Genomic DNA, 23,937 nt, shown 5'->3' with positions numbered 1-23,937 from the left:
AAGGGGTGACGAAAGCTTTCATGGGGGGAGCGCTCGCATGGCCAGATGGTTCGGCAGATCCAAGTCCAAAAGTTATGACCCGGTCGGCGCCGCGGCGCAGTCCGAGCACCTCGAACCCCTCGGTGTCTCCGACGACCTGCGGCTGGCCTACGGCCGCACCGGCGACCCGAAGCTGCTGCGCGGCTCCCTCCAGGCCGCCGAACTGGCCGTTCAGGTCTACCCGGTCGACGACCTCCGGCACGCCGCCGCCCTCTCCGCGCTGTGCATGCTGCACCGGCTGAGCTGGGAACGCGAGCGGTCCGCCGCCGATCTGGTCAAGGCCGTCGACTACGGGCGCCGGGCCGTCGACAGGTCCCCGCCCGGCGACACCGAACTCCCCCGGCACATGTCCTCCCTGGCCACCGCCCTCCAGGAGGTCTACGACAGCACCCACGACGAGGAGGCCATCGACGAGGCCATCGCCCTGTACCAGGGCTGCCTGGACCTCATGCCGATCAGAAGCGCCGGACAGGGTGAGGCGCGGGTCGCCCAGGAGTCCAACCTTGCCAACTCCCTGCTCCGCAAGGGGCGTAGCAGCCGCGACCTCGACATCCTGAACGAGGCGGCCAGGCACGCCCGCGCCGCGCTGCGCGACACCCCGGACGACCATCCGATGCACCCGATGCGCCTCATCAACCTCGGCGGAGTGCTCCTGGGGCTCGTCCAGAGCGGCCATCCGGAACACATCGGCGCGGCGGAGGACATGTACACGCGTGGACTGGGCGAGTTGCCGGCCCACCACCCCGTGCGTCCCGGCATCGAGAAGACGCTCGCCATGATCAAGGGCCTGCGCAGCCAGTTCGGGATCTGACTGATGAAGGTGCCGGATCGGTTTCGTCGGGCCGCTCATGGTGAACGGCCGGCGGATCGTGGTGAGCGGTCGGCGGATCGTGGTGAGCGGTCGGCGGATCGTGGTGAGCGGTCGGCGGATCGTGGTGAGCGGTCGGCGGATCGTGGTGAGCGGTCGGTGGTCGAACTGTCCCTGCTCGTCGAGGACTTCGCCGGGCCCGACCGCTGGCGGTGGGTGCTGGTGGCGCCCGACGGTGAGGTGCTCGCACGCCACGAGGTCCGGCTGGACCGGTCCGGCCCGCAGTACGAGGCCTTCGTCGACCTGCCCGGATATCTGCGCCGCCACGCGGCCCCGGACGTACGGGCCGTCCGGGAACGGGAGATCGTCCGGGACGTGGGCACGTGGATCGGCGCGGAGGTCCTCGGGCCCGTCGCGCCCGTGCTGCTCGCGGCGGCCCCGGCCGTGGTGCGGGTCGTCGTGCCGAGGGACGTACCGGCCGCGCGGCGTCTGATGTTCGTACCCCTGGAGCTGGCCCATGCCCGGGGGCGGCCACTGGCTGTCCAGGACGTGACCCTGGTGACGCAGTGGGGTACGGAGGGCCGGTCCGGGGGGCGTGGCAGTGACCGGCCTGACCAGCTTGACCGGCCGGTGCGGGTGCTGGCGCTGTTCAGTCTGCCCGAGGGCAGCCGGGCGTTGAACCTGCGGCGCGAACGCCTCGCGCTGACCCGGCTGTTCACCGACGCGGCACGTTCCGGCCGGGCGGTGGAGGTGCGCACCCTGCAGTACGGGGTCACGCGCGAGCGGCTGCGTGCCGTACTCGCGGGGCCGGACGGCTGGGACCTCGTCCACGTCTCCGGGCACGGCGCCCCCGGCGAACTCCTCCTGGAAACCGACGCCGGGCGCCCCGACCGTATCCGCGCGCCCGAACTCGTCGACCTTCTCGGCGCCACCCGTGGCGTCTCCCTCGTCACTCTGTCGGCGTGCTGGTCGGCGGCGGCCGGGGATCCGGTGGGGGACGAGGATTCCGGTGACCCGGAGGAGCCCGCGGCACGGGCGGTGGTCGGGGCCGTCGCCGGGGACCTCGTCGAGCGGCTCGGGTGTGCGGTGCTGGCCATGCGGTACCCGGTGGAGGACGGGTTCGCGATCGCTCTCGCCGAGCGTCTCTACCGGCAACTGGTCGTCGAGGGGCAGGTGTTGCCCCGGGCGCTGGCCCGGGTGCTGGGCGAGTTGTCGGCGACGGACACCGGGGCGGAGGGGGTGCCTGGTTCCGCGTTGCGTGCGGCGACTCCTGCGCTGTTCGGGGCGCGGGCGGTGGGGCTCACCCTGGACGCGCCGAGGGGGGCGCCGCCGGGTGAGGCGACTGGCGGGGACACCGGCCGGGAGACTGGCGAGGCGACTGGCGGGGCGGACATCCCCGGCCGGGGCACGGCCGCCGAACTCCCTCCCGAACCCGACCACTTCGTCGGCCGTGTCGCCCTTCTCTCGCGCGCCGGTGCCGCCCTGGCCCCTCGCAGCGGGCTCCGCGGGGTGCTGCTGCAGGGCATGCCGGGGGCCGGAAAGACCGCGTGCGCAAGGGAGTTGGCCGCGACGCACGCTCACGCCTTCGAGCAGGTCGTCTGGTTCACCGCGCCCCAGGAGCAGGACGACGCCCAGCACCCGGAGGAAGCGCTCGCCTCCTTCGCCCTGGCCCTGGAACAGGCGGTGCCCGAGCTGCGCTGTCTGAGTCTGCTGGACGCGGACGGGCCCGACCGGTCGGCGAGGGAATTCGTCGGCGCGGTCTCCTCGTGGCTGGAGCGGGAGCGGGTGCTGCTGGTCGTCGACGGCATCGACGCGCTGCTGACTCCCGACAGGGCCTGGCGGGACCCGCGTTGGGGTGCTCTCGTCGGTGCGCTGTCCGGGCACACCGGAGCGGGACGGCTGATCCTGTGCGGGCGGGTACGGCCGGCCGGGCTGGGGACACGGGTACGGACCGAGCCGGTCGACCTGCTCACCCGCGACGAGGCCCTGCTGCTGGCCCGCGAACTCCCCCACCTGGCCCGTCTGATCGCCGGGCAGCTTCCCGGCACGGCACCCGAGGTCGCACGTCGACTCGCCACCGGGCTTCTCGAACTCGCCCAGGGGCACCCGGGGTTGCTGGAGCTGGCCGACACGCAGGCCGCCGATCCGGAGCGTCTGACCAGGCTGCTGGCAGCCGGGAACCGGGCAGCGGCGAGGGCAACGACAGGGGACGGCGGCGCCGACGAGGACGGTGACGAGCGGCTACGCGTACTCCGTGCCTGGTCCGTGAGCATCGCCGCCGAACTCGCCCCCACCGAACGGGACTTGTTCCATGTCCTGTGCTGCCTGGAGGAGACCGACCGCAGCCGCGCGGTCCTGGACCACAACTGGCGTGATCTGTGCGACCGACTCGGCCACCCCGACACACCGGTTGACGCGGCGCTGCGGACACTGGTCGCCCACGGGCTCCTCACCCCGCGCCCGGGACAGTCGTACGAGATCCAGGCAGCCGTCGCCGCCGAGGGACGGGCGCGGGCCGGGGCGCGGGTGCGGGAACCGGTCGACACGCGGATGTGGGGGTACTGGCTGCGGGTGTTCGAGATGGCGTGGACCCGCGAGGGCACCGACGCCGAGGGCGCCCGACTGGCCGGGCCGCTGCTGACGCACGCCGCGCTGTCCGCCGCCCCCTACCTGATCCGGCTGGGGCAGGAGTCGGACGCCGCGACGCTGCTGGAAGCCGTACTGCGCCGGGACACCTCGGGTCCGACCAGGGCCCGCGTACTGCCCCTGCTGCGCCGGATCGCGATGCGCGCCGCGTCCGCGCCGGGTACCGGAGTCGTGCCGCCGACGGAGGCGCTGGCGCGGGTGCTCATCGAGACCGACCCGGCACTCGCCGAACGGCAGGACCGCGCCGCACTCGCCTCGGCGCTCGAACGCGGCGACCATTCGGCCGCCGCCACCGCGACCAGCGGCCTGGTCGACCTCTGTCTCCGAGCCGGACGCCTCACGGAGGCGCTCACCCTCGCCGAACAGGGCATCGAACACGTGCGCAGAGCCGGCTCGGGCACCTGGACGACGCTCCTGTACGAGGTCCAGCGGCTGCACGTACTGTCGCAGACCGACCGGGCGGGCGAGGCCCTCGCCGAGGCCGACGCCCTGCACCGGCGAGCCCGTGACGTGCCCCGGGAACGCGGGCCCCGGGAGGGAGTCGACTGGTGGGAGGTCTGGGAGGAGCTGTGCGACACCGGGCAGCGCGCCGCGATCGAGGCGGGCGAGTGGCATCGGGCGCTGGAGTACGCCGACGACCTGTGCGCCTCCAAACAGGCCCGCGGCGCCCCGGTCACCGACTTCGCGCGGGCCCGGCTGCCCGCGTACATGCCGTTGCTGAGCCTGGGCCGGACGCGGGAAGCGCTGCGGCTGCTTGAGGAGTGCCGGGAGGTCTTCGAGGCCGCGGGGGACTTCCCGTACCTGGGTGAGGTGTTCGGGGCGCTCGGGAATGTGGCGCACGTCCGGGGGCACGGCGAGGTGGCCGTCGCCCGGGAACGGGACAGTCTGCGGTACGCGTACCGGGCGGGGCTGCCGGCGCTCGTCGCGGTCGGCCACGCCAACCTGGGCACCTATCTGCACGTCCACGCGCGGGACGCGGCGGGCGCGGTCGCCCACCATCTCGCGGGGGCGCTGCTCGGCACCCTCGCCGGCGGCGGCCGGACGACGAGCGCCGCGCTGTCCCTCGCGGACGACCTCCGGGAGTTCGGGCCGGACGCTCAGGCGCAACTGCCCGTGGACGTGGAGGAGTTGTGCGCACGGGTGGCCGAGGTGCCCGGGGTGGCCCTGGACCGGCTGCTGGCCGGCCTGGACCCCGGGCTCGCCCGCGCCCGGGAGACGCTCGCCACGCTGGTCCGGGACGTGCGGAGGAGCGCGGCGGAGGAAGCGCGGGGAACGGGGACCGGACCGGTGACGGAGGCGGAGTGGCGCCGGCTCGCCACTGTGCAGGCGGCGGCGTGGGGCATGACCTGGGAACCCGCGCTCGCGGCGCTGCTGGCCGCCGAGCGGCGCAACACGGCGGCGAAGGTGAAGCTGCGCCAGCACCTCGCCCAACTCAGCCTGCTGGACCCGATGTTCGTCCCCCTGGCCGACGTACTGACCCGGATCCAGAGCGGTGAGCGCGGCCCCGGTGTGCTCGCCGGGCTGAAGCCCCTCGACGCCACCGTGGCGAGGCGCGCGCTGGACGCGCTGGCCGGCCGGGTGGCCGTACCCGTCGAGATGTGGACCGCGATGCATCTGGGCATCGCCCTCGGCATCTTCGTCACCACCGCCCTCGGCGGGGACGGCACCGACGAGGCGACCCGGGAGAACCTGGACGGGTTCGCCTCGGACCCGCGCCTCGCGCCGATGGCCTCGGCCCTGGAACGGATCCTCGGCGGCGAACGCGACCCCGCGCTCGGCGCCGGGCTGCCGCAGCCGACCCAGCGGGCGGCGGTCGCCGCGGTGCTGCACCATCTCAACGTGGCGGAGACGGCGGTCCGTTGACCGGCGGTTCGCGGCTGTCGCCTGGGATACTGCGCGCATGGCGGACGCCCCGAAGATCAACGACGTACGGCTCGGCGACGACGGTGTGCTGGAGTTCTACGACGGCACGGCGTGGGTCCTGTACCCGGACGTGCCCGACGACGACGGCCCGCCCCAGGCGCTGACCAAGGACTCCCCCACCGTCAAGGACTGGCCGCAGTGAGCACCGAACCGCCGCCGGCCTCGCCGGGACCGGACGCCGGCACGCCCTTCGACGCCCTGCCCTCCCCGCTCGACGCCGTGCCCGAACTGCGGGCCGCCGCACGGTGGATGATCGCCTGCTTCGGTGCCGTCGGGGTCGCGCTCGTCGGCGGTGGGCCGCTGGTGGCCGTCGGGAAGGTGCACGGGCTGGGCGAGGCGCTGGTCGCGGGCGCCGCCCTGGCGGTCGCGCTCGCCGGGATCTGCCTCGCCGTCTGGCAGGTCAGCCGGGTGCTCGTGCCGCCGATCACCACCGCGGCCGCCCTCGGCACCCCCGCGACACGCGGCCTGCGCGAGCTGATCGACGCCTCCCCCGCCGACTTCTTCGGCTCCGCCGCCACCGGCGTCGACGATCTGCTGCGCCACCGTGCCGTCGCCGTGAACATCCACCGCGCGCTCGCCACCGAGACCGACCCGCACCGCCGTGCGCTACTGCGAGGGCACCTGGACCGGGCGAAGGCCAACATCGCCCGCACCGACCCCTTCGTACGCTGGCTGCTGGCCATGGCGCACGTCTGGCAGATCCGGGCCGCCTTCCACGAGGCCCGCCGCTGGTGCCTTCTCGCCGTGGCCCTCGTCGCGACGGGCGCGGTCGCCTTCCTGACGGCGACAGGAGGAACCGGCAGGACCTGACACCCTGCCCGTGGCAGGCCAGGGGCGCGGGGACGCGCGCGGCCGGTCCCCTGTTCGGCCCGCGGGCGGAGCCCCGGCTGTCCTCCCCGACCCGAGGAGCGCTACCGGGTCAGGACACCGTCCAGGAACGGCTCGATCGCCGCGCGCCAGGCGTCCGGCTGGTCGTAGTGCACGAGATGGCCGGCGTCGGCCACCTCGGCGTACTCGCCCCTCGGCAGGACGCGGACCATCTCCTGCGCCTCCGCCCGGCCCAGTTCGCCGTCCAGACCGCGCACGACGAGGGCGGGGCACTGAACCTGCGTCAGCTCCTCCCAGTGCGCGTCGAACACCCACGTCTCACGGGACTTGAGCATCTGCTCCGGCTGGAACACGGGGCGCCAGCCGTCGGGGGACTCCTGCATCACCTCGGCGTAGAACTCGCCGCGCGAGGGGCTGGGCCGCTCCACCCAGGGGTCGTCCTCACCGAACCACTTGCGTACGTCGGCGAGGGTGGCGAAGGGGACGGGCCAGGCCTTGAACCAGTCCTCCCACTCACGCTGGGAGGCCGCGCCCAGCGCCGACGCCCGCATGTCGCAGATGATCAGGCCGTGCACCAGGTCGGGGCGTTTCGCGGCGAGCTGCCAGGCCGTCAGGGCTCCCATGGCGTGGCCGATGAGGACGACGGGGCCGAGGCCGAGCTGCTCGATCGCCGCCTCGGCGTCCTCGACGTACGCCTCGCGGGTGTAGAGGTCGCCCGGTGGGCGGTCGCTCTGGCCGTGGCCCCGTTGGTCGAGTGCGACGGCCCGGTGCCGCTCGCCCAGCCAGCGGGCGGCGGACGCCCAGTGCGAGGCGCGGCCCATGAGCCCGTGCAGTAACAGCACGCCTGGTGCCTGGCCGGGTTCTGCGACCCTGGCCTGTTCCTCACCGGTTTTGGGAGGGTCGGCGAACTCCCAGGCGGCAAGTCGCACGCCGCCCGCTCCGGTCACGTCGATACGCCGCGCCATAGGTCTCTGGCACCCCCCTAGCTATCGATGTTTCCTCTGCCGACAGATTATCGAATGGCTATTCGAAAATGCGGTCTCCGGCCGCAACACCCCTCGTTCGAGTGACCCCTCTCAAGGAATGATCCGCGCGGCCGAGGGGAGATCTTCTGCGGGAGGCGGACCGCTCGGGGATGACGGTCCGAAGGGGATGACCCTGGGAGCTCGGGGCTCCGGGTCAGCACAGGGGAGGACAGGCCCCGGCGCCACTTGGCGCCGGGGCCCTCGTCACGTCCGCGGCACATCCTCACGCTCCCCCTCCCCCGCCGGGCGACACCGCTGCCGCTCCCGGCCAAGAGCCCTCAGGTCATATGCCTCTCGCGACAGCGTGGCATGCGAAACGGCCGAGCGCTGCGATTCCGCACACTGAATCTTGGATTGGCGCCCTGGAACGGCACGGATCCCAGGACATGACAAGTTCCGCGCCGGTCACAGGAGTTGACGGTGCGGCAACCGGAGCCGCGACGGGGGCCCGGGTCAGCGCTTCGCCACGAACACGTGCGAGGCCACACCCGCCTCCAGCTCGGCCGCCTCACCACCGCTGCCGACCAGCACCCCGCCGGCCGCCTCCGTCACGCTCACCACCGAACCGGGCTGCACACCCGCGCGACGCAGCGTGTACATCAGCTGCGCGTCCGTCTGGATGGGCTCGCCGATACGCCGTACGACGACCGTCTTGCCGTCCACACCCGGGTCGAGGTCGGCCAGCGAGACCATGCCCTCGTCGAGGAAGGGGTCCGCGCCGTCCTTCTCGCCCAGCTCCTCCAGGCCCGGGATCGGGTTGCCGTACGGCGACTCGGTGGGGTGACGCAGGAGTTCGAGGACCCGGCGCTCCACGGCCTCGCTCATCACGTGCTCCCAGCGACACGCCTCCGCGTGGACCTGCTCCCACTCCAGGCCGATCACGTCGACGAGCAGACACTCCGCGAGGCGGTGCTTGCGCATGACGCGGGTGGCGAGGCGGCGGCCCTCGTCCGTGAGCTCCAGGTGCCGGTCGCTGGCGACCGCCACCAGACCGTCGCGCTCCATCCGGGCCACGGTCTGGCTGACCGTCGGACCGCTCTGGTCCAGCCGCTCGGCGATCCGGGCGCGCATGGGGACCACACCTTCCTCCTCCAGCTCGAGGATGGTGCGGAGATACATCTCCGTCGTATCGATCAGTCCGGACATACGTGCCCCTTGATGAGATGTGCCGGAGGCTCGACGGCTCCGGCGCGTGCGCTGGCCCTGGCTTCAATTCTGACGCATACCACTGACAACCGTGCCGCCGCGGGGGAACCACACGGTTACGGATCCCCGCGGTCGGGTAGACAGCACGTTTCACCGAGGGTACGGCGACGGGCGCGGGAACGGCCGGTGGCGCTGTTGACAGGGCAGTGGTCCAGACCTCACCGTGATCGGCGACGCAGCCGCCACGAACCTCCGAGGGGCCCCGGAATGAGCGACACCAAGCCGACCGGACAGCCGACCCGACAGCCGAGCGGACAGCCGGTCGAACACCTGGCCGGGCAGTTCCTCGACGCCGCGATCGGACTGTTGCGGCGGGTGCGCGACGAGGAGACGGACACCGTGACGGCCGCCGGCACGCTCATCGCCGACACCGTGGCGGCCGAGGGGCGCCTGTTCGCCTTCGGCGCGGGGCACTCCTCGCTCGCCGCGCAGGACATCGTCTACCGCGCGGGTGGCCTCGCCCTGATGAACCTGCTGGCCGTCCCCGGTGTCGTCGGCGTCGACGTCATGCCCGCCACGCTGGGCTCCGCGCTGGAACGCGTCGAGGGCCTGGCCACGGCGGTCCTGGACACCTCACCGCTGCGCGCCGGGGACGTCCTCGTGATCATCTCCCTCTCCGGCCGCAACGCCCTCCCGGTGGAGATGGCGCTCCGCGCGCGTGCCCTCGGTGTGAAGGTCATCGGCGTGACCTCGGTGGCCTACGCGACGGAGACGACGCCCCGGAACGCCTCGGGCACGTTCCTCAAGGACCACTGCGACGTCGTACTGGACTCGAAGATCGCCCCCGGTGACGCCGTACTCACCCTCGACACCGTCCCGGCGCCCTTCGCCCCCGCCTCCACGGTCGTCACGTCGGCCCTGCTCCAGTCGGTCATGGCCACGGCGGCGGGCATCCTGGCGGAACGGGGCATCGAGCCCCCGCTGCTGCGCTCCGGCAACGTGGACGGCGGCCACGACTGGAACGCGCGCATCCTCAAGCAGTACGGCGACCGGATCTTCTACGAGCGCTGAGGACCCTGCCCCTCCTGCTTGCGGTCCTTGAGATCCTTGAGGTCCTGAAGGTCCCTGAGGTCCTTGAGGTCCCGTTCCCCGAGCCCGGCCAGGTCGAGGGCCGCCGCGATCCGCGCGGCCACGTCCTCCGCGTACATCGCGTCCGTACGCTCGAACTGGCTCCGCCCGGCGCCCCGCAGAAACGTCACGACGCCCAGGGTGCGCCCTCGGCTGCGCAGCACCGCGCACAGCGCGTGGACCGAGTCCGGCGGCCACCGGCGCTGGACGGCCCACGCGCGGGCCTGTTCCACGGCGTACGACCCGGCGCTCGCCCGTACCGACCCGGACCGCTCCACGCACTGCACGGCAGGGTGCCCGTCGCCGTAGCGCACCGGCAGTCCGGCCTGCCCGGCGAGGACGCTGGGCCCCGGGGCCCCGGAGGGCGTGGCGGCGGCGCGGACCAGTCGTACGGGACCGTCCCCGTCGTCCGCCGTACCGTCGGCAGCCGTGCCACCGATGACGGCGATCCGGTCGATGAGCGCGTGGTCGGCGAAGCCGGCGAGGGCGAAGTCCAGGTGTGTGGTCGCGGCCTCGGCGGGGTCCTCGCACTCGGCGGCGGCACGCGCGGCTCGGTGCAGCTGCCGGCTGCGGAACCGCAGCTGAGCCGCGTCCTGCTCGATCTGCTTGGCCTCGGTGATGTCCTGGAACAGCCACCCCACCCCGAGGGGAACCGGTTCTTCGGTGAGCGGCGAGGCCAGCCGCAGGAATCCGCTGCGCCAGCAGCGCCGTTTCTCGCCCTCGGGCGTCCGCACACTCACCCACATCTCGGCGGGCGCGGGGGGCGCGCCCTCGGCGAGGACGTGCGTCAGCGCGCTCTCCAGCTCCTCGACACCCTGGGAGAGCAGCTCCCCGAGGGGGCGCCCGAGCACGGCGGTGCGGCCGGTGCCGAGTGAGCGCGCGGCGTGCGCGTTGACGACGGCGGGCCGTAGATCGGCGTCGACGAGGACGACGCCCCAGCTGGCGTCCTCGAACAACGCCTCGCTCAGGGCGATCGACCGCTCAAGGTCTATCTGCGCGTGCACCTCGCTGAAGGCGCAGTACAGCCCGGCGGGCTTGCCGTCGGGCCCGCGAACGGCGGCGGACTGGGTCCGGACGAGCACCCGCCCGCCGTCCTTGGTCAGCAGCGCGAACTCGTGCACCTGGCGTCCCGGGGCGTGCATCGCGGACAGCAGCCGCCCCTCGACCTCCTCGGCGTCGGCCTTGCGCACCGCCCACCCGGCGAATCCGTGCCGCCCGACGGCCTCGGCGGCGGTCCAGCCGAGAATCCGCTCGGCCTCCCGGTTCCAGTGCGTCACGACGCCGTCGGCGTCGAAGGCGCACAGGGCGGCGTCCATGCCGTCGAGAAGCGCGGCGAGCAGGTCGAACCCGCCGCCGTCCGAACCTTCCGGGCCGTCCCTCTCGGGCTCGTCCGGCCCCAGCTCGTCGGTGGTCCCACTACGCCGGGAAGCACTCACCTGGACCCCCTGCAGGCCGCGTCCGCACGTACTGCGCGACGGTTCGCTCACTCACCATCATTCAACTCGAACGTGACGCAGCACACATCGAGTTCCCCCAAGTTCGAAGGAAATCGTTGTACGGCGGAAATTCGCCGTACTCCGGGAACAAGCCGCTCCTGCCCCTCCCACCACCGGACCAAACCGACCGTACGGAATGTCAGGGTGGCGTCCGGGGACATCAGGGGGCGGTGGCTGCCAGTCGCAGGTCCACCCAGAGATCGCTCTCCCCGTCCAGCACATACCGCTCGACCTCCTCGAACCCGTGCCTGAGCGCGAAGGACAGCCCGTCCTCGTTGGCGGCCAGGACGACGGTCTCGATCACCTCGGCACCGAGTTCCCGCGCCTGCCCGAGCCCCCGTAGATACATCTCGGCCCCGAACCCGCGCCGGCGAAAACCGGGCAGCACGCGCGCGATGACGGTGGCCACGGCCGCGTCACCGCCCCCGCCCCCGTCAGCGACGGGCGGCCGGACGGTGGAACACCCCACCAGGGTGTCGCCGAGATACGCGACCTCCAGCCGGTTCCGCCCACTGCGCGCGCGTACGTCGGCCGACGACATGGCGGCGGGCGGAACGATCACGTTGTGGACGTACCGCCAGTCCTCAAGGGCCACCTCGTCGACATCGGCATCGACATCACTCACGGGCACGATACGAAGATCAGACACGCCGCCAGAAAATCGCACCCCGCGGGCGTCCGTCAACGGAGTTGTACCGTGCCGATCATGGCGGACTGGAAGATACGACCGGCGACGACAGCGGACATCGAGCCGGTGGCCGAGCTGCGTGCCGTGGTGATGCGGGCGGATCTGGAACGGCTCGGGCGGTTCGACGAACAGCGCGTCCGGCAGCGCTTCCGGGACGCGTTCGACGCGGCCCACACCTGGGCGATCGAGGTGGGCGGCGAGTTCGCGGGCTGCGTGGCACTGCGCCCGGCCGAGGAGGCCCAGGGTCACGTCCAATGGCTGGAGCACTTCTATCTGGACCCGCGCCTCCAGGGCGCCGGTATCGGCGCGGGCGTCCTGCGCGAACTGCTGGAACGGTGCGACGACGAGGGCACTCCGGTCCGGCTGAACGTGCTCCGGGGGAGCCCCGCCCGGCGGCTGTACGAGCGGCACGGGTTCAGGGTGGAGAGCGAGGATGCGGTGGATGTGTTCATGGTGCGCATGCCGGCTGAATGACCTCGGCAACACGGTTCACCCCGCAGCGCGACCAAGCAGGCCAAACTACACAGCGTGCATTCATGATGACCTGGAGTGATCATCGTGTGAGTCGGTCGACGACCCACACCGTGACCGAACCTCCTCCCCCCCTCAGCTCCACAGATTGAGGTACGTCATGCATGCGTCCGATCCGAGTCGGCGTTCCGTTCTCGCCTGTACCGCCGCCTCCGCCGTCTCTGCCGCGCTCGTCGGCCTCCCGGCCCTTCAGGGCCGTGCCCGGGCCGCGGCACCCACGGTCGGGGCCGCACCCGACGCGACGCCGTACGACTGGCGCAACGTGTTCATCGGCGGCACCGGATTCGTCACCGGTGTGGTGTTCCACCCCGCCGTGAAGGGGCTCGCCTACGCCCGTACCGACATGGGCGGCGCCTACCGCTGGGACGACAGCGCGGCCCGCTGGGTCCCGCTCCTGGACTGGGTCAGCCAGGACGACTCGAACCTCATCGGCGTCGAATCCCTGGCCATCGACCCGGCACGGCCGAACTCCGTATACCTCGCCCTCGGCACCTACACCCAGCCATGGGCGGGCAACGGCGCGTTCCTGCGCTCCGACGACCGCGGGGCAACCTGGACGCGCACCGACCTCAAGGTGAAGCTCGGCTCCAACGAGGACGGCCGGGGCACGGGCGAACGGCTCCTCGTGGACCCTCGCAGCAGCGACACCCTGTGGCTGGGCACCCGGCACGACGGCCTCCTCAAGTCGACCGACCGGGGCGCCACCTGGGCCGCCGCGCCGGGCTTCCCGCCCAAGCCCAGCGCCTCCGGACAGGGCGTCACCGTCCTCGTCTCCGCCGGGCGCACCCTGTACGCCGGCTGGGGTGACGGCGACGGCTCCACGGGCACGAACACCCTGTACGCCACCACCGACGGCACCACCTGGGCGCCCGTCCCCGGGCAGCCGACCGGCCCGACGGCCAAGATGCCGATGCGGGCCGCGTACGACGCACGGTCCAACGAGCTGTACGTGACGTACGCCGACGCCCCCGGCCCCAACGGTCAGTCGAACGGCAGCGTGCGCAAACTCGCCACCACCACCGGTACGTGGACCGATGTCACCCCGGTGAAGCCGAGCGGTTCCGACGGCTTCGGATACGGCGGGGCCGCTGTCGACGCCCAGCGCGCCGGCACCGTCGTCGTCACCACCAACAACCGCTGGTCGTCGGGCGACACCCTGTTCCGTACCACCGACGGGGGCCGGACCTGGACCTCCCTCAAGGACTCGGCGACCATCGACGTGTCGGAGACCCCCTTCCTCAAGTGGGGCAAGGACGCGGCGACGTTCGGCTGGTGGATCCAGATGGCCGCGATCGACCCGTTCGACTCCCAGCACATCGTCTACGGCACCGGCGCCACTCTCTTCGGCACCCGTGACCTGAAGAAGTGGGCCCCGCAGATCCGTGGTCTGGAGGAGACGGCGGTGCTGTTCCTGATCTCGCCCCCGGCCGGTCAGGCACACCTGCTCAGCGGCTCACGGGACATCGGCACGCTGTACCACAACCAACTGACGGTGTCCCCGGCCGGCGGCCTCGCGACCAACCCGGTCTTCAACACGGCGACGGGCCTCGCACAGGCCGCGAAGAAGCCGTCCTACGTGGTCCGCACGGGCATCGGTGACAACGGCAACGGCGCCTTCTCGAACGACGGCGGACAGACCTGGGCGCCCTTCAAGGCCCAGCCCGCCATCGCCAAGGAGGCGTCGGGGCCGGTCGCCGTCACCGCCGACGGCAGCGTCCTGGTGTGGTCCTTCATTGCCGGGGACGGCTCGAAGCACCCGGCCCAGCGCTCCACGGACAACGGCACCACCTGGTCCGAGACCGCCACGTTCCCCATCGGCGCCACCCCGGTCGCGGACCCGGCCGACACATCGGTCCTGTACGCGTTCGACACCGGCGCGGGAACGCTGTTCGCCAGCACCGACAAGGGGCTGACGTTCACCGCCCGGGCCACCGGACTTCCCTCGGGCGACTCCGGGTTCCAACTGGTCGCGGCCCCAGGACGCTCCGGTGACCTGTGGCTCAGCGCCAAGGGCAACGGCCTGTTCCGCTCCACCGACGGCGGCAGGTCCTTCGCCCGGGTCACGAGCTGCCAGGCATCGTTCACGCTCGGGTTCGGCGCGGCGGCGTCCGGCGCCCCGTACCTCTCGGTCTACCAGGTCGCCACCGTGGGCGGTGTCACCGGCGTCTACCGCTCCGACGACGCCGGGAAGACCTGGCGGCGCATCAACGACGACCAGCACCAGTGGGGCTGGCTCGGCCAGGCCATCACCGGTGACCCCCGCATCCCCGGCATGGTCTACCTGGCCACCAACGGCCGCGGCATCCAGTTCGGACAGTCCGCCTGACGCCCGTACCTCCATGTCGCAGACGGCCTCGATCGGCGTCTCGGAAAATAGGTTGATGCGCGCTCGATCGCTTCCTAGGGTGTGGCTTACACATGATGGGAGGTGATCGGGTAAATGAGTGAAACCCGGACGCGTGAGGTGGCTGCGGGCTAGCGGCTCGCCACCACGTTCAATGCGGTGCCGGACCAGCGTGGGCAACTGACACGCAGCCGGCCGAATCCAACGCAGTCACCCGACCCGCGAGCTCGCCGGCACGTCCGGCCGGCCCCTCGTCCAGAGGGCCCGAGCTCGCGGGTCGTCTGCGTCATCGATCGGCGGTGCGGTCGTCAGCCTTCAGCCTTCACCGTGCGCTTCGCGAGCTCGTACGCCGGCAGCATCGCCTCGTGTTCCCCGTCGTCCAGGCCTCCGAGGTGTACGACTACCGGGCCGCGCGGGGTCGTGACCGCGAGGGCGCGTTCCGTCTTCGCCGTGTCGTCGAACTCGGTCTTGTACGTGTACCTCACCTCGACGCCGGACAGGGCGCCCGCCTTGAACGCGCTGTACCGCGCCTTGGTCGCACCGGTCTCGGCGGCCATGAAGGCCTTCAGTACGGTGCCCGCGTCGTCGGCGCCCGGTGCGCCGGTCCAGACGCGCAGGAAGCCGATGTGGCCGGCGGGCTTGGCGTCCACCTCGCAGACGAGGGCGACCGGGCCCTGACGCGGAGGCTCGTGCACGGCTTCCGCCGTCCAGTCCTCGGCGATGTCGAACGTGACGGGGAGTTCGCAGGCCGAGCCGGCGGCTCCGATGCCGCCCCCGCTCTTGGCGGCGGTCCCGGCCGCCGTCGCCGTGGTGCTCGCGGTCGCCTTCGCTCCCGTATCGTCGTCGGCCGACTGCGAGCAGCCCGCCAGCGCCGCCACCAGCAGCGTCGCCCGGACCAACCCGTGCCGTCTGTTTCCCGCCCCGACCAGCATCTGCCGTGTCTCCCCTCGTTCGAGCGGGACACGTTATCGGAGCGGGCGACAGTCCCTCACCCGAGGCTTCAGTGGGCGATGCCCTCATACCCCTCGATCTCCCGCGGGTTGCGGGTGCCCGGGCCGGTGTAGCGGGCCGACGGGCGTACGAGCCTGCCGGTGCGCTTCTGTTCCAGGATGTGGGCCGACCAGCCGGCCGTACGCGCGCACGTGAACATGGACGTGAACATGTGGGCCGGAACCTCGGCGAAGTCCAGGACGATCGCCGCCCAGAACTCGACGTTCGTCGCCAGGACACGGTCCGGGCGGCGGGCGTGCAGCTCCGCCAGCGCGGCCTTCTCCAGGGCCTCGGCGACCTCGAAGCGCGGGGCGCCCAGGTCACGGGCCGTGCGGCGCAGCACGCGCGCGCGTGGGTCCTCGGCCCGGTAGACACGGTGGCCGAAGCCCATCAGGCGTTCGCCCTTGTCGAGGGCCTGCTTGACGTAGGCGTCCGCGTCGCCCGTGCGTTCGATCTCCTCGATCATGCCGAGGACGCGGGAGGGGGCGCCTCCGTGCAGGGGCCCGCTCATCGCTCCGACCGCGCCCGACAGGGCCGCCGCCACGTCCGCGCCCGTCGACGCGATCACTCGCGCCGTGAAGGTGGACGCGTTCATGCCGTGCTCGGCCGCGCTCGTCCAGTAGGCGTCCACCGCGGCGACGTGTTTCGGGTCCGGTTCACCGCGCCAGCGGATCATGAAGCGTTCGACGACGGACTGCGCCTTGTCGATCTCGCGCTGCGGGACCATGGCGTTGCCCTGGCCGCGCGCCGACTGGGCGACGTACGACAGGGCCATGACGGCGGCACGGGCCAGGTCGTCGCGGGCGGTCCGCTCGTCGATGTCGAGGAGCGGGCGCAGGCCCCAGACGGGGGCGAGCATCGCCAGGGCCGACTGGACGTCCACCCGGATGTCGCCGGAGTGGACCGGGATCGGGAACGGCTCGGCGGGCGGCAGACCGGGGTTGAAGGCGCCGTCGACGAGCAGGCCCCAGACGTTGCCGAAGGAGACGTGGCCGACCAGGTCCTCGATGTCGACGCCCCGGTACCGCAGCGCGCCGCCCTCCTTGTCCGGTTCGGCGATCTCCGTCTCGAACGCGACTACTCCCTCAAGTCCGGGTACGAAGTCGGACATCAGGCGGCTCCTCTTGATGTGTGCGACGGGGGGTACGGCCGTAAGGCCGGGCTGCGCGAACAGCTGTTTCCGGTATCTGTGTCCGGTGCGGTTCCACGGCCATTCACGCACTGCTCGCGGTCCGAAACGGTCACCTGGGTGATGCCCCGTTCGATCGGTCGTTCAACCGGACGGCAACAGCACGATATCCCTGAGTGCCACCTTTGGGGAGCCCTTGCGGCACTCAGTGCCACACAGTGATGTCGCCGATACGGCAAGATGACTGTGTGACCGCTCGCGACGCCACTCCCTCCGATGGCCCCCTCGACCCCGTCGATCCCGCCGTCATGCGCAAGCAGTACCGCGCGGACGGTCTCTCCGAGGGTGAGCTGGCCGACGGTCCCATGGAGCAGTTCGCGCGCTGGTTCCGGCAGGCCGCCGCCGACGCCGGGCTGGTCGAGCCCAACGCCATGGTCGTCGCCACGGCCGATGCCGACGGACGGCCCTCCTCTCGTACCGTGCTGCTCAAGCAGTACGACGAGCAGGGCTTCGTCTTCTTCACCAACTACGGCTCCCGCAAGGGGCGCGACCTGGCCGCCAATCCGTACGTCTCGCTCCTGTTCCCCTGGCTCCCGCTGGGCCGCCAGGTCGTCGTCACGGGAGTCGCCCGCCGTACCGGGCGGGACGAGACGGCCGCCTACTTCCGTACCCGGCCGCACGGTTCACAGCTCGGCGCGTGGGCCAGCGCCCAGTCCTCGGTGATCCTCTCCCGGGACGAACTCGACGCCTCCTACGCCGGGTTGGCCGCCCGCTACCCCGAGGGCGAGCAGGTGCCGGTGCCGCCGAACTGGGGCGGATTCCGGGTGGCCCCGGAGACGGTGGAGTTCTGGCAGGGGCGCGAGAACCGACTGCACGACCGGCTGCGGTACGTGGCGGAGGCGGACGGTAGCTGGCGTGTGGAGCGGCTCAGCCCCTGACCGAACCCGGCCCCACCTGACCGACTCCGGCCGAGCGCGCCGGCTCCGGCTCCGGCCAACCCCTGCCGACAGGGGCACAGCGGTCGTCAGTTCAGGGACGCGTCCAGCAGGGCCGCCCACTGGGCCACCACGCGTTCCCTGCGACCCCCGTCGTCGGTGAGCAGGTTCGCCAGACCCAGGCCCCTGGACATGTCCAACAGGCCCTGGACCGTCTCTCGTACGCCCGGACGGGACTCGTCGGCGCTCAGCAGCTCCACCGCGATGCGATGTGTCTCGCGCCCCACACGCGCCTCCAACTCGGTTACGCGCGGGCGCAGTTGCTCCTCGTTCGAGGCGGCCACCCAGAGGTGGAGGGCCGCGCGGAAGAGGGGGCCGGTGTAGAGGTCGACCAGGGCCGCGACCACCGCGCGGCGGTCGGCGGCGCCCTCCGGAAAGAGGGCGCGCAGGGCTGTGGAGCGTTCCTCGGCGACGTACTCGACGGCGGCCGTGAACAGGTCCTCGCGGGTGGGGAAGTGGTGCTGGGCGGCGCCTCGGGAGACTCCGGCGCGTTCAGCGACGACGGAGACCGTGGAGCCCGCCCAGCCGTACTCGGCGAGGCAGGCCACGGCGGCTTCCAGCAGACGCTGCCGGGTGGCCCGGCTGCGGTCCTGCTTGGGCGCGCGCTGTGACCGCTGTGAGCGCTGTACACGCTGCGTCTGGGGCGCGTTCCTGGCCACACCGTTGACCGCGTTGACCGAGTTGACCGCGTTGACCGCACCCACCGCTTTCGCCGCATTCGCGGCGTTCACAGTGTTCACAGGGTTCGCCGCGTTCACAGCGTCCATGCCGGGTCCCGTCGTTCGAGGAAGGCCGTCATCCCCTCGCGGGCCTCGGCGGAGGCGAACAGGCGTGCCGACAGGGCGGTCAGCTCGGGGGTGTCCCGGTCGAAGATCTTCAGCACCTTAGCCGTGAGCAGCCGTTTCGTCTCCGCCAGGGCGCCCGGCGCCGCCCTGCGCAGCCCGTCGAGGATCGGCTCCAGGGCCGCGTCGACATCCTCGGCCGCCTCCGTGAGGAGTCCGGCACGGGCGGCCTCCACGGCGTCGAAACGAGCGCCGGTGAGGTAGTGGCGGGCGGCGGCACGCGGGTCGAGACGGGGCAGCAGCGGCATGGAGATGACGGCGGGCGCCACCCCGATCCGTACCTCCGTGAACGCGAAGGAGGTCTCCGGGCCGCCGATCGCGAGGTCGCACGCGCCCAGCAGTCCGAGGCCGCCCGCCCGTACGTGGCCGGTGACCCGCGCGACCACCGGCTTCGGCAGCTCCAGCAGCTGCCGGAGCAGGCCGACGAAGGCCGCCGGGTCGGGCGGCTGCTTCAGGTCAGCGCCCGCGCAGAACGTGTTCCCGGTGTGGGTGAGGACGACCGCGCGTACGGCCGGGTCCTTGCCACAGTCCGTCAGCGCGTCCCTCAGGTCGCGTACGAGGGACGCGGACAGGGCGTTGCGGTTGGCGGGCGCGTCCAGGGTGAGCGTGGCGATGCCCCGCGCGCGTGTGGCGGTCACTGTCGGTGTCACGGCGTCTCCCTCGGTTCCCTCAGCCGACGGCGCAGGATCTTGCCCGAGGCGGCCCTCGGTACACCGTCGATGAAGGTGACGTTCCGGACGCGTTTGTACGGGGCGACGCGCTCGGCGACGTACATCATGACCTCTCCTTCGGAGAGGTCGGTGGCGGACGGCTGGCGGACCACGTACGCGTGCGGGACCTCGTTGTTGTCCTCGTTGTAGACACCGATGACGGCCGCGTCGGCGATCCCCGGATGTGTGAGGAGCAGGGCCTCGAGTTCCGCTGGGGCCACCTGGAAGCCCTTGTACTTGATGAGTTCCTTGACCCGGTCGACGACGAACAGCCAGCCGTTCGCGTCGACATGGCCGACGTCCCCGGTGTGCAGCCAGCCGTCGGCGTCGATCATCGCGGCCGTGGCCTCGGGGTTCCCCAGGTAGCCCTTCATCACCTGGGGGCCCCGGATGACGATCTCGCCGGCCTCGCCGGCGACGGCCTCCTGGTCGGGGTCGTCGAGGGACAGGATGCGCATCTCGGTGCTCGGGATGAGCCTGCCTACCGTGCCCGGAGGGGCGGTGCTCATGTCGTCCAGGGGGACGACGTGCGTGCCCGGCGACAGTTCCGTCATGCCGTACGCCTGGCCGACCGGCGGCAGACCGAGCCGCGCGGAGCAGGCGGCGGCGAGGGTCGCGTCGAGGGGTGCGGCGGAGCTGAGGACGTACTCCAGGGACGACAGGTCGTAGCTCTCGACCGCCGGGTGCTTGGCGAGGGCCAGGACGATCGGCGGGGCGACGAACAGGCCGGTGATGCGGTGCTTCTCGATGGCGGCGAGGAACGTGTCGAGGTCGAAGCGCGGCAGGACGACCACGGTGGCGCCGTGCCCCAGGGACATGTTCATGAGGGCGGTCAAACCGTAGATGTGGAAGAACGGCAGCACGGCCAGAATGCGGTCGCCGGGGCCGATGCGCAGGGTGGGCGCGAGCTGGGCGAGGTTGGTGGCGATGGAGCGGTGCGTGAGCATGACGCCCTTGGGGATGCCGGTCGTCCCGGAGGAGTACGGGAGGGCGGCGATGTCCTCGGCGGGGTCGATGTCGATGCTCGGCTCGGGCGCTGTCGAGGCGAGCATGTCGATGAGCGAGCGGTGCCCGGGGGCGCTGTCGCAGACGAGGATCTCCCGTATGCCGCCCGCCAGTTCGGCCGCCGCGCGGGCCGTCTCCAGCAGCGGTGAGACGGTGACGATCCAGGCGGCGCCCGAGTCGCGCAGCTGCTTGGCGAACTCCTCGGCGGTGGCGAGCGGATGCACGGTCGTGACGGTGGCACCCGCGCGCGTGGCGGCGTAGAAGGCGGTCGGGAAGGCGATCGTGTTCGGGCTGTGCAGCGCGAGGACATCACCCTTGCGCAGGCCCGCCTCGGCGAGTCCGGCGGCTATCCGCCGGTGGAAGGTGTCCAGTTGGGCGTACGTGAGGGTGGTGCCGTCGACGCCGTCGACGAGGGCGGGCGCGTCACCGAACTCGGCGGCCTTGCCCAGCACGGCTTCGTGGATGGGGAGTTCGACGGGGTCGACGTCTGCGTAGTCGCTGCGGAACATGGTTCCTCCTCGCGCGAAACCGTGCGGTCGGGCTGTGCCGGTCGGGCCTTGCCGGTCAGTACGACTTGGGCAGGCCCAGTGTCTGGTGGGAGACGTAGTTGAGAATCATCTCCCGGCTCACCGGAGCAATACGAGCAACACGGGCGACCGTTATCAAAGAGGCGAGGCCGAACTCGCGCGTGAGGCCGTTGCCGCCGAGGGTGTGGACGGCCTGGTCGACGGCCTTCACACAGGCCTCCCCGGCCGCGTACTTGGCCATGTTGGCCGCCTCGCCCGCGCCGACGTCGTCACCGGCGTCGTAGAGGGCGGCGGCCTTCTGCATCATCAGGCGGGCCAGTTCGAGGTCGATGTGCGCCTGGGCGAGGGGGTGCGCGACGGCCTGGTGGGCGCCGATGGGTTCCCTCCAGACCGTGCGCTCCTTGGCGTACCGGACGGCGGTGTCGAGGGCGTACCGCCCGATGCCGATGGCGAACGCGGCCGTCATGATGCGCTCCGGGTTGAGCCCGGCGAAGAGCTGGAGCAGACCGGCGTCCTCGTCGCCGACGAGCGCGTCGGCGGGCAGCCGTACGTCGTCGAGGGTCAGCTCGAACTGCTTCTCCGGGGACTCGATGTCCATGTCGATCCGGCGCCGCGAGAAGCCTTCGGCGTCGCGCGGGACGATGAACAGACAGGGCTTCAGCCGTCCCGTACGGGAGTCCTCCGTACGGCCGACGACGAGGACCGCGTCCGCGATGTCCACGCCGGAGATGAAGACCTTGCGGCCGGTGAGCAGCCAGTCGGCGCCGTCCTTGCGGGCCGTCGTGGTGATGCGGTGGCTGTTGGAGCCGGCGTCGGGTTCGGTGATGCCGAAGGCCATCGTGCGGGTGCCGTCGGCGAGTCCGGGGAGCCAGGTCCGCCTCTGGGTGTCCGTGCCGAAGCGGGCGATGACGGTGCCGCAGATGGCCGGGGAGACGACGAGCATGAGGAGGGGGCAGCCTGCGGCTCCCAACTCCTCCAGGACTATGGAGAGTTCGGCTATGCCGCCGCCTCCGCCGCCGTATGCCTCCGGCAGGTTGGCGCCCAGGTAGCCGAGTTTGGCGGCGTCTTGCCAGAGTTCGGTGGGGTGACGGTTCTCTCGGGTGACTGTGGCCAGGTAGTCGCGGCCGTAGCGGTTGCCGAGGGCGGCTACCGCGCTGCGGAGCGCTTGGTGTTCCTCGGATTCGATCGCGGAGGGCATTCGAGGCTCCTAAGGGGGAGGGGGGTTCCGTCGTGTGGTGAGTGCGGGTGCGTCGTGGCTTGTCGCGCCCCTAAAGGACCACCGCCAGCAGGGTGCCGACCTCTACCTGTTGCCCGGTGACCACGTGAAGGGCTGTGAGTGTGCCGGTCGTTGGAGCGGCGATCCTGTGCTCCATCTTCATCGCCTCCAGCCACAGGAGGGGTTCTCCGGCCCGCACGGAGGCGCCTACGGCCAAGCCCTCCGCCACCCTCACCACCGTGCCCGGCATGGGGGCCAGGAGGGAGCCCGGGGCGAGTTGGGCCGTCGGGTCCGGGAAGCGGGGCAGGGGGGTCAGGGTGGTGGTGTTGACGTGGATCCGGTCGTCGTCGGCGTATCTCGTCACCTCGAACTTCCTTCGTACGCCGTCCACTTCGAGTACGACGAGACGCGCGTCGGCGTGCACCACCTGCACCCCCTCCGCGTCCGCCGTCAGGCCCTCGCGGGTGTGGTGGTAGGTCGCCTCGTGTTCCTCGCCGTCGGGCGTGGCGTACCGCTTGACCTGGGGTTGTGCGGGGAGGTTGCGCCAGCCGCCGAAGCGGGAGCGGCCGTGGGCGTCGGCGAGGGCGGCGGCCAGGGGGGCGTGGGGGTCGGGGGCCGGGGTGGTGAGTGAGGTGAGGTGGCGGTCGTAGAAGCCCGTGGTCATACGGCCCGTCGTGAACTCGCTGTGGCGCAGGGAGCGGACGAGGAGGTCGCGGTTGGTGATCGGGCCGTGGATCGTCGCCCGTTCCAGGGCGCCCGCCAGTTTGCGGATGGCCTCCGCGCGCGTGGGGGCGTGTACGACGACCTTGGCGAGCATCGGGTCGTAGTGGACGGGGATCGGGTCGCCGTCGGCGTAGCCGGTGTCCAGGCGGATGTTCTCCGCCTCCGGGACGGCGAGGCGGTGCAGGGTGCCGGTCTGCGGGGTCCAGGCGTCCGCCGGGTTCTCCGCGTACAGGCGGGCCTCTATCGCATGGCCACGCGCGCGTGGAGGGTCGTTTTCGAGAATCCCGCCCTCCGCGACACGCAGCTGAAGGGCGACGAGGTCGATGCCGAAGACCGCCTCCGTGACCGGGTGTTCGACCTGGAGGCGGGTGTTCATCTCCAGGAAGTGTGCCCTGCCGTCCTCCCCCACGAGGAACTCGACCGTGCCGGCGCCCGTGTAGTCGACGGCGCGAGCCGCCCGGACGGCCAGTTCGTGGAGTTCCGCGGTGAGCGTGGCCGGGATTCCGGGGGCCGGGGACTCCTCGATCACCTTCTGGTGGCGGCGCTGGAGGGAGCAGTCGCGGGTGCCGAGCGCCCAGACCGTGCCGTGGGTGTCGGCCAGGATCTGGACCTCGATGTGCCGGCCGCCCTCGACGTACGGCTCGACGAAGACCTCGCCGTCCCCGAAGGCGCTCTGGGCCTCCGCCCGGGCCGCCTCCAACTCACCATCCAGCTGGACGAGTTCACGTACGACGCGCATCCCGCGACCGCCACCGCCCGCCGCCGCCTTGACCAGCACCGGCAGGTCGGCCTCGGTGACGCCGGTCAGTGGCTTGAGCCCCATCAGCTGCTTGGCGCGCGTCTTGGACGCCATGGCCTCGATCGCGGCCGGGGGCGGGCCGATCCAGACGAGCCCCGCGTCGATCACGGCACGCGCGAAGCCGGCGTTCTCGGAGAGGAAGCCGTAGCCGGGGTGCACGGCGTCCGCGCCCGCCGCCAGCGCAGCCCGCACGATCAGGTCGCCGCGCAGATACGTGTCCGCGGAGGCGGCCCCCGGCAGCCGTACCGCCGCGTCGGCCACGCGCGCGTGCAGGGCGTTCTCGTCGGCGTCCGAGTACACGGCGACCGTCCGGATCCCCAGCTCACGGCACGTACGGAAGATGCGGCAGGCGATCTCGCCACGGTTGGCGACGAGTACGGAGGTGATCACTGTTCGCTC

19 protein-coding genes are annotated in these 23,937 nt (G+C 72.0%); 8 read left to right on the top strand and 11 right to left on the bottom strand.

The window, feature by feature from the left end; genetic code table 11:
• The first annotated feature begins 37 nt into the window (after positions 1-37).
• The 4 genes from PV734_RS30775 to PV734_RS30760 all read left to right on the top strand — a co-directional run bounded on the left by PV734_RS30775 (position 38) and on the right by PV734_RS30760 (position 6,226).
• Positions 38-850 carry a hypothetical protein gene (locus PV734_RS30775; RefSeq protein WP_319095423.1) on the top strand — a complete coding sequence of 271 codons (813 nt, stop codon included), beginning with the start codon at positions 38-40 and terminating at the stop codon, positions 848-850.
• A 156-nt stretch (positions 851-1,006) separates the two neighbouring features.
• The gene (locus tag PV734_RS30770; RefSeq protein ID WP_319292922.1) at positions 1,007-5,356 is read left to right on the top strand and encodes a CHAT domain-containing protein; all 4,350 of its coding nucleotides are present in this window, start codon (positions 1,007-1,009) and stop codon (positions 5,354-5,356) included.
• Positions 5,357-5,393: 37 nt separating this feature from the next.
• Positions 5,394-5,558 (top strand): hypothetical protein, encoded by a 165-nt coding sequence (locus PV734_RS30765; RefSeq protein ID WP_158697419.1) that lies wholly within the window; start codon positions 5,394-5,396, stop codon positions 5,556-5,558.
• A complete protein-coding gene (locus tag PV734_RS30760) occupies positions 5,555-6,226 on the top strand; it encodes a hypothetical protein (protein ID WP_319095425.1) in 672 nt (223 codons plus the stop codon). The genes PV734_RS30765 and PV734_RS30760 overlap by 4 nt, the downstream gene beginning before the upstream one ends.
• 101 nt (positions 6,227-6,327) lie before the next feature.
• Here PV734_RS30760 and PV734_RS30755 read toward each other — a convergent pair whose 3' ends face one another.
• Positions 6,328-7,209 carry an alpha/beta hydrolase gene (locus PV734_RS30755; protein ID WP_319095426.1) on the bottom strand — a complete coding sequence of 294 codons (882 nt, stop codon included), beginning with the start codon at positions 7,207-7,209 and terminating at the stop codon, positions 6,328-6,330.
• Between the two features lie 513 nt (positions 7,210-7,722).
• A complete protein-coding gene (locus PV734_RS30750) occupies positions 7,723-8,415 on the bottom strand; it encodes a metal-dependent transcriptional regulator (protein ID WP_006377989.1) in 693 nt (230 codons plus the stop codon).
• Positions 8,416-8,682: 267 nt separating this feature from the next.
• On the opposite strand from PV734_RS30750, the gene PV734_RS30745 reads away from it, so the two are divergent.
• Positions 8,683-9,486, top strand: a complete 804-nt coding sequence (locus tag PV734_RS30745) for an SIS domain-containing protein (protein ID WP_415924294.1) — start codon at positions 8,683-8,685, stop codon at positions 9,484-9,486.
• On the opposite strand, the gene PV734_RS30740 is transcribed toward PV734_RS30745, so the two are convergent.
• Together PV734_RS30740 and PV734_RS30735 are read right to left on the bottom strand one after the other, a co-directional pair.
• Positions 9,474-10,979: a PAS domain-containing protein gene (locus PV734_RS30740; RefSeq protein ID WP_319095428.1), complete on the bottom strand. Its 1,506-nt coding sequence runs from the start codon at positions 10,977-10,979 to the stop codon at positions 9,474-9,476. The two genes, PV734_RS30745 and PV734_RS30740, sit on opposite strands and share 13 nt — an antisense overlap.
• Before the next feature lie 220 nt (positions 10,980-11,199).
• Positions 11,200-11,688 (bottom strand): GNAT family N-acetyltransferase, encoded by a 489-nt coding sequence (locus tag PV734_RS30735; RefSeq protein WP_415924293.1) that lies wholly within the window; start codon positions 11,686-11,688, stop codon positions 11,200-11,202.
• Positions 11,689-11,745: 57 nt separating this feature from the next.
• Here PV734_RS30735 and PV734_RS30730 point away from each other — a divergent pair, with 57 nt between their 5' ends.
• Positions 11,746-12,201: a GNAT family N-acetyltransferase gene (locus tag PV734_RS30730; protein ID WP_319095430.1), complete on the top strand. Its 456-nt coding sequence runs from the start codon at positions 11,746-11,748 to the stop codon at positions 12,199-12,201.
• A gap of 157 nt (positions 12,202-12,358) precedes the next feature.
• On the top strand, positions 12,359-14,584 hold the full coding sequence (locus tag PV734_RS30725; RefSeq protein ID WP_319095431.1) for a 1,4-beta-glucanase: 2,226 nt from the start codon (positions 12,359-12,361) through the stop codon (positions 14,582-14,584).
• A 326-nt stretch (positions 14,585-14,910) separates the two neighbouring features.
• On the opposite strand, the gene PV734_RS30720 is transcribed toward PV734_RS30725, so the two are convergent.
• Complete coding sequence (locus PV734_RS30720) at positions 14,911-15,534, bottom strand: lipoprotein (RefSeq protein WP_319292918.1); 624 nt, start codon at positions 15,532-15,534, stop codon at positions 14,911-14,913.
• A 68-nt stretch (positions 15,535-15,602) separates the two neighbouring features.
• Positions 15,603-16,703, bottom strand: a complete 1,101-nt coding sequence (locus PV734_RS30715) for a citrate synthase 2 (RefSeq protein ID WP_319095433.1) — start codon at positions 16,701-16,703, stop codon at positions 15,603-15,605.
• Positions 16,704-16,969: 266 nt separating this feature from the next.
• Between PV734_RS30715 and pdxH the strand changes: the two genes are divergently transcribed.
• Positions 16,970-17,659, top strand: a complete 690-nt coding sequence (pdxH, locus tag PV734_RS30710) for a pyridoxamine 5'-phosphate oxidase (protein ID WP_415924292.1) — start codon at positions 16,970-16,972, stop codon at positions 17,657-17,659.
• A gap of 86 nt (positions 17,660-17,745) precedes the next feature.
• Here pdxH and PV734_RS30705 read toward each other — a convergent pair whose 3' ends face one another.
• The 5 genes from PV734_RS30705 to PV734_RS30685 form a co-directional block, all read right to left on the bottom strand.
• Complete coding sequence (locus tag PV734_RS30705) at positions 17,746-18,375, bottom strand: TetR/AcrR family transcriptional regulator (protein WP_319292984.1); 630 nt, start codon at positions 18,373-18,375, stop codon at positions 17,746-17,748.
• Between the two features lie 95 nt (positions 18,376-18,470).
• Positions 18,471-19,208 carry an enoyl-CoA hydratase family protein gene (locus PV734_RS30700; RefSeq protein WP_319095435.1) on the bottom strand — a complete coding sequence of 246 codons (738 nt, stop codon included), beginning with the start codon at positions 19,206-19,208 and terminating at the stop codon, positions 18,471-18,473.
• The gene (locus tag PV734_RS30695; protein WP_319095436.1) at positions 19,205-20,782 is read right to left on the bottom strand and encodes a 4-coumarate--CoA ligase family protein; all 1,578 of its coding nucleotides are present in this window, start codon (positions 20,780-20,782) and stop codon (positions 19,205-19,207) included. The genes PV734_RS30700 and PV734_RS30695 overlap by 4 nt, the downstream gene beginning before the upstream one ends.
• A 55-nt stretch (positions 20,783-20,837) precedes the next feature.
• The gene (locus tag PV734_RS30690; protein WP_319292916.1) at positions 20,838-21,998 is read right to left on the bottom strand and encodes an acyl-CoA dehydrogenase family protein; all 1,161 of its coding nucleotides are present in this window, start codon (positions 21,996-21,998) and stop codon (positions 20,838-20,840) included.
• A 70-nt stretch (positions 21,999-22,068) separates the two neighbouring features.
• Entirely contained in the window at positions 22,069-23,928 is a 1,860-nt protein-coding gene (locus PV734_RS30685; protein WP_319292914.1) for a biotin carboxylase N-terminal domain-containing protein, read from the bottom strand.
• Positions 23,929-23,937 lie beyond the last annotated feature (9 nt).

The organism is Streptomyces sp. AK08-02, assembly GCF_033795085.1.
In the GTDB taxonomy this organism is placed as follows: Bacteria; Actinomycetota; Actinomycetes; order Streptomycetales; family Streptomycetaceae; genus Streptomyces; species Streptomyces echiniscabiei.
The sequence above is the reverse complement of the archived record's forward strand: the minus strand, read 5'-3'. Positions and strand labels throughout refer to the sequence as shown.

Coding starts and splice junctions, on each gene's coding strand:
- PV734_RS30715 (WP_319095433.1), bottom strand. CDS start 16,703: ATGTCCGACTTCGTACCCGGACTTGAGGGAGTAGTCGCGTTCGAGACG.
- PV734_RS30755 (WP_319095426.1), bottom strand. CDS start 7,209: ATGGCGCGGCGTATCGACGTGACCGGAGCGGGCGGCGTGCGACTTGCC.
- PV734_RS30695 (WP_319095436.1), bottom strand. CDS start 20,782: ATGTTCCGCAGCGACTACGCAGACGTCGACCCCGTCGAACTCCCCATC.
- PV734_RS30725 (WP_319095431.1), top strand. CDS start 12,359: ATGCATGCGTCCGATCCGAGTCGGCGTTCCGTTCTCGCCTGTACCGCC.
- PV734_RS30720 (WP_319292918.1), bottom strand. CDS start 15,534: ATGCTGGTCGGGGCGGGAAACAGACGGCACGGGTTGGTCCGGGCGACG.
- PV734_RS30745 (WP_415924294.1), top strand. CDS start 8,683: ATGAGCGACACCAAGCCGACCGGACAGCCGACCCGACAGCCGAGCGGA.
- PV734_RS30750 (WP_006377989.1), bottom strand. CDS start 8,415: ATGTCCGGACTGATCGATACGACGGAGATGTATCTCCGCACCATCCTC.
- PV734_RS30690 (WP_319292916.1), bottom strand. CDS start 21,998: ATGCCCTCCGCGATCGAATCCGAGGAACACCAAGCGCTCCGCAGCGCG.
- PV734_RS30765 (WP_158697419.1), top strand. CDS start 5,394: ATGGCGGACGCCCCGAAGATCAACGACGTACGGCTCGGCGACGACGGT.
- PV734_RS30730 (WP_319095430.1), top strand. CDS start 11,746: ATGGCGGACTGGAAGATACGACCGGCGACGACAGCGGACATCGAGCCG.
- PV734_RS30775 (WP_319095423.1), top strand. CDS start 38: ATGGCCAGATGGTTCGGCAGATCCAAGTCCAAAAGTTATGACCCGGTC.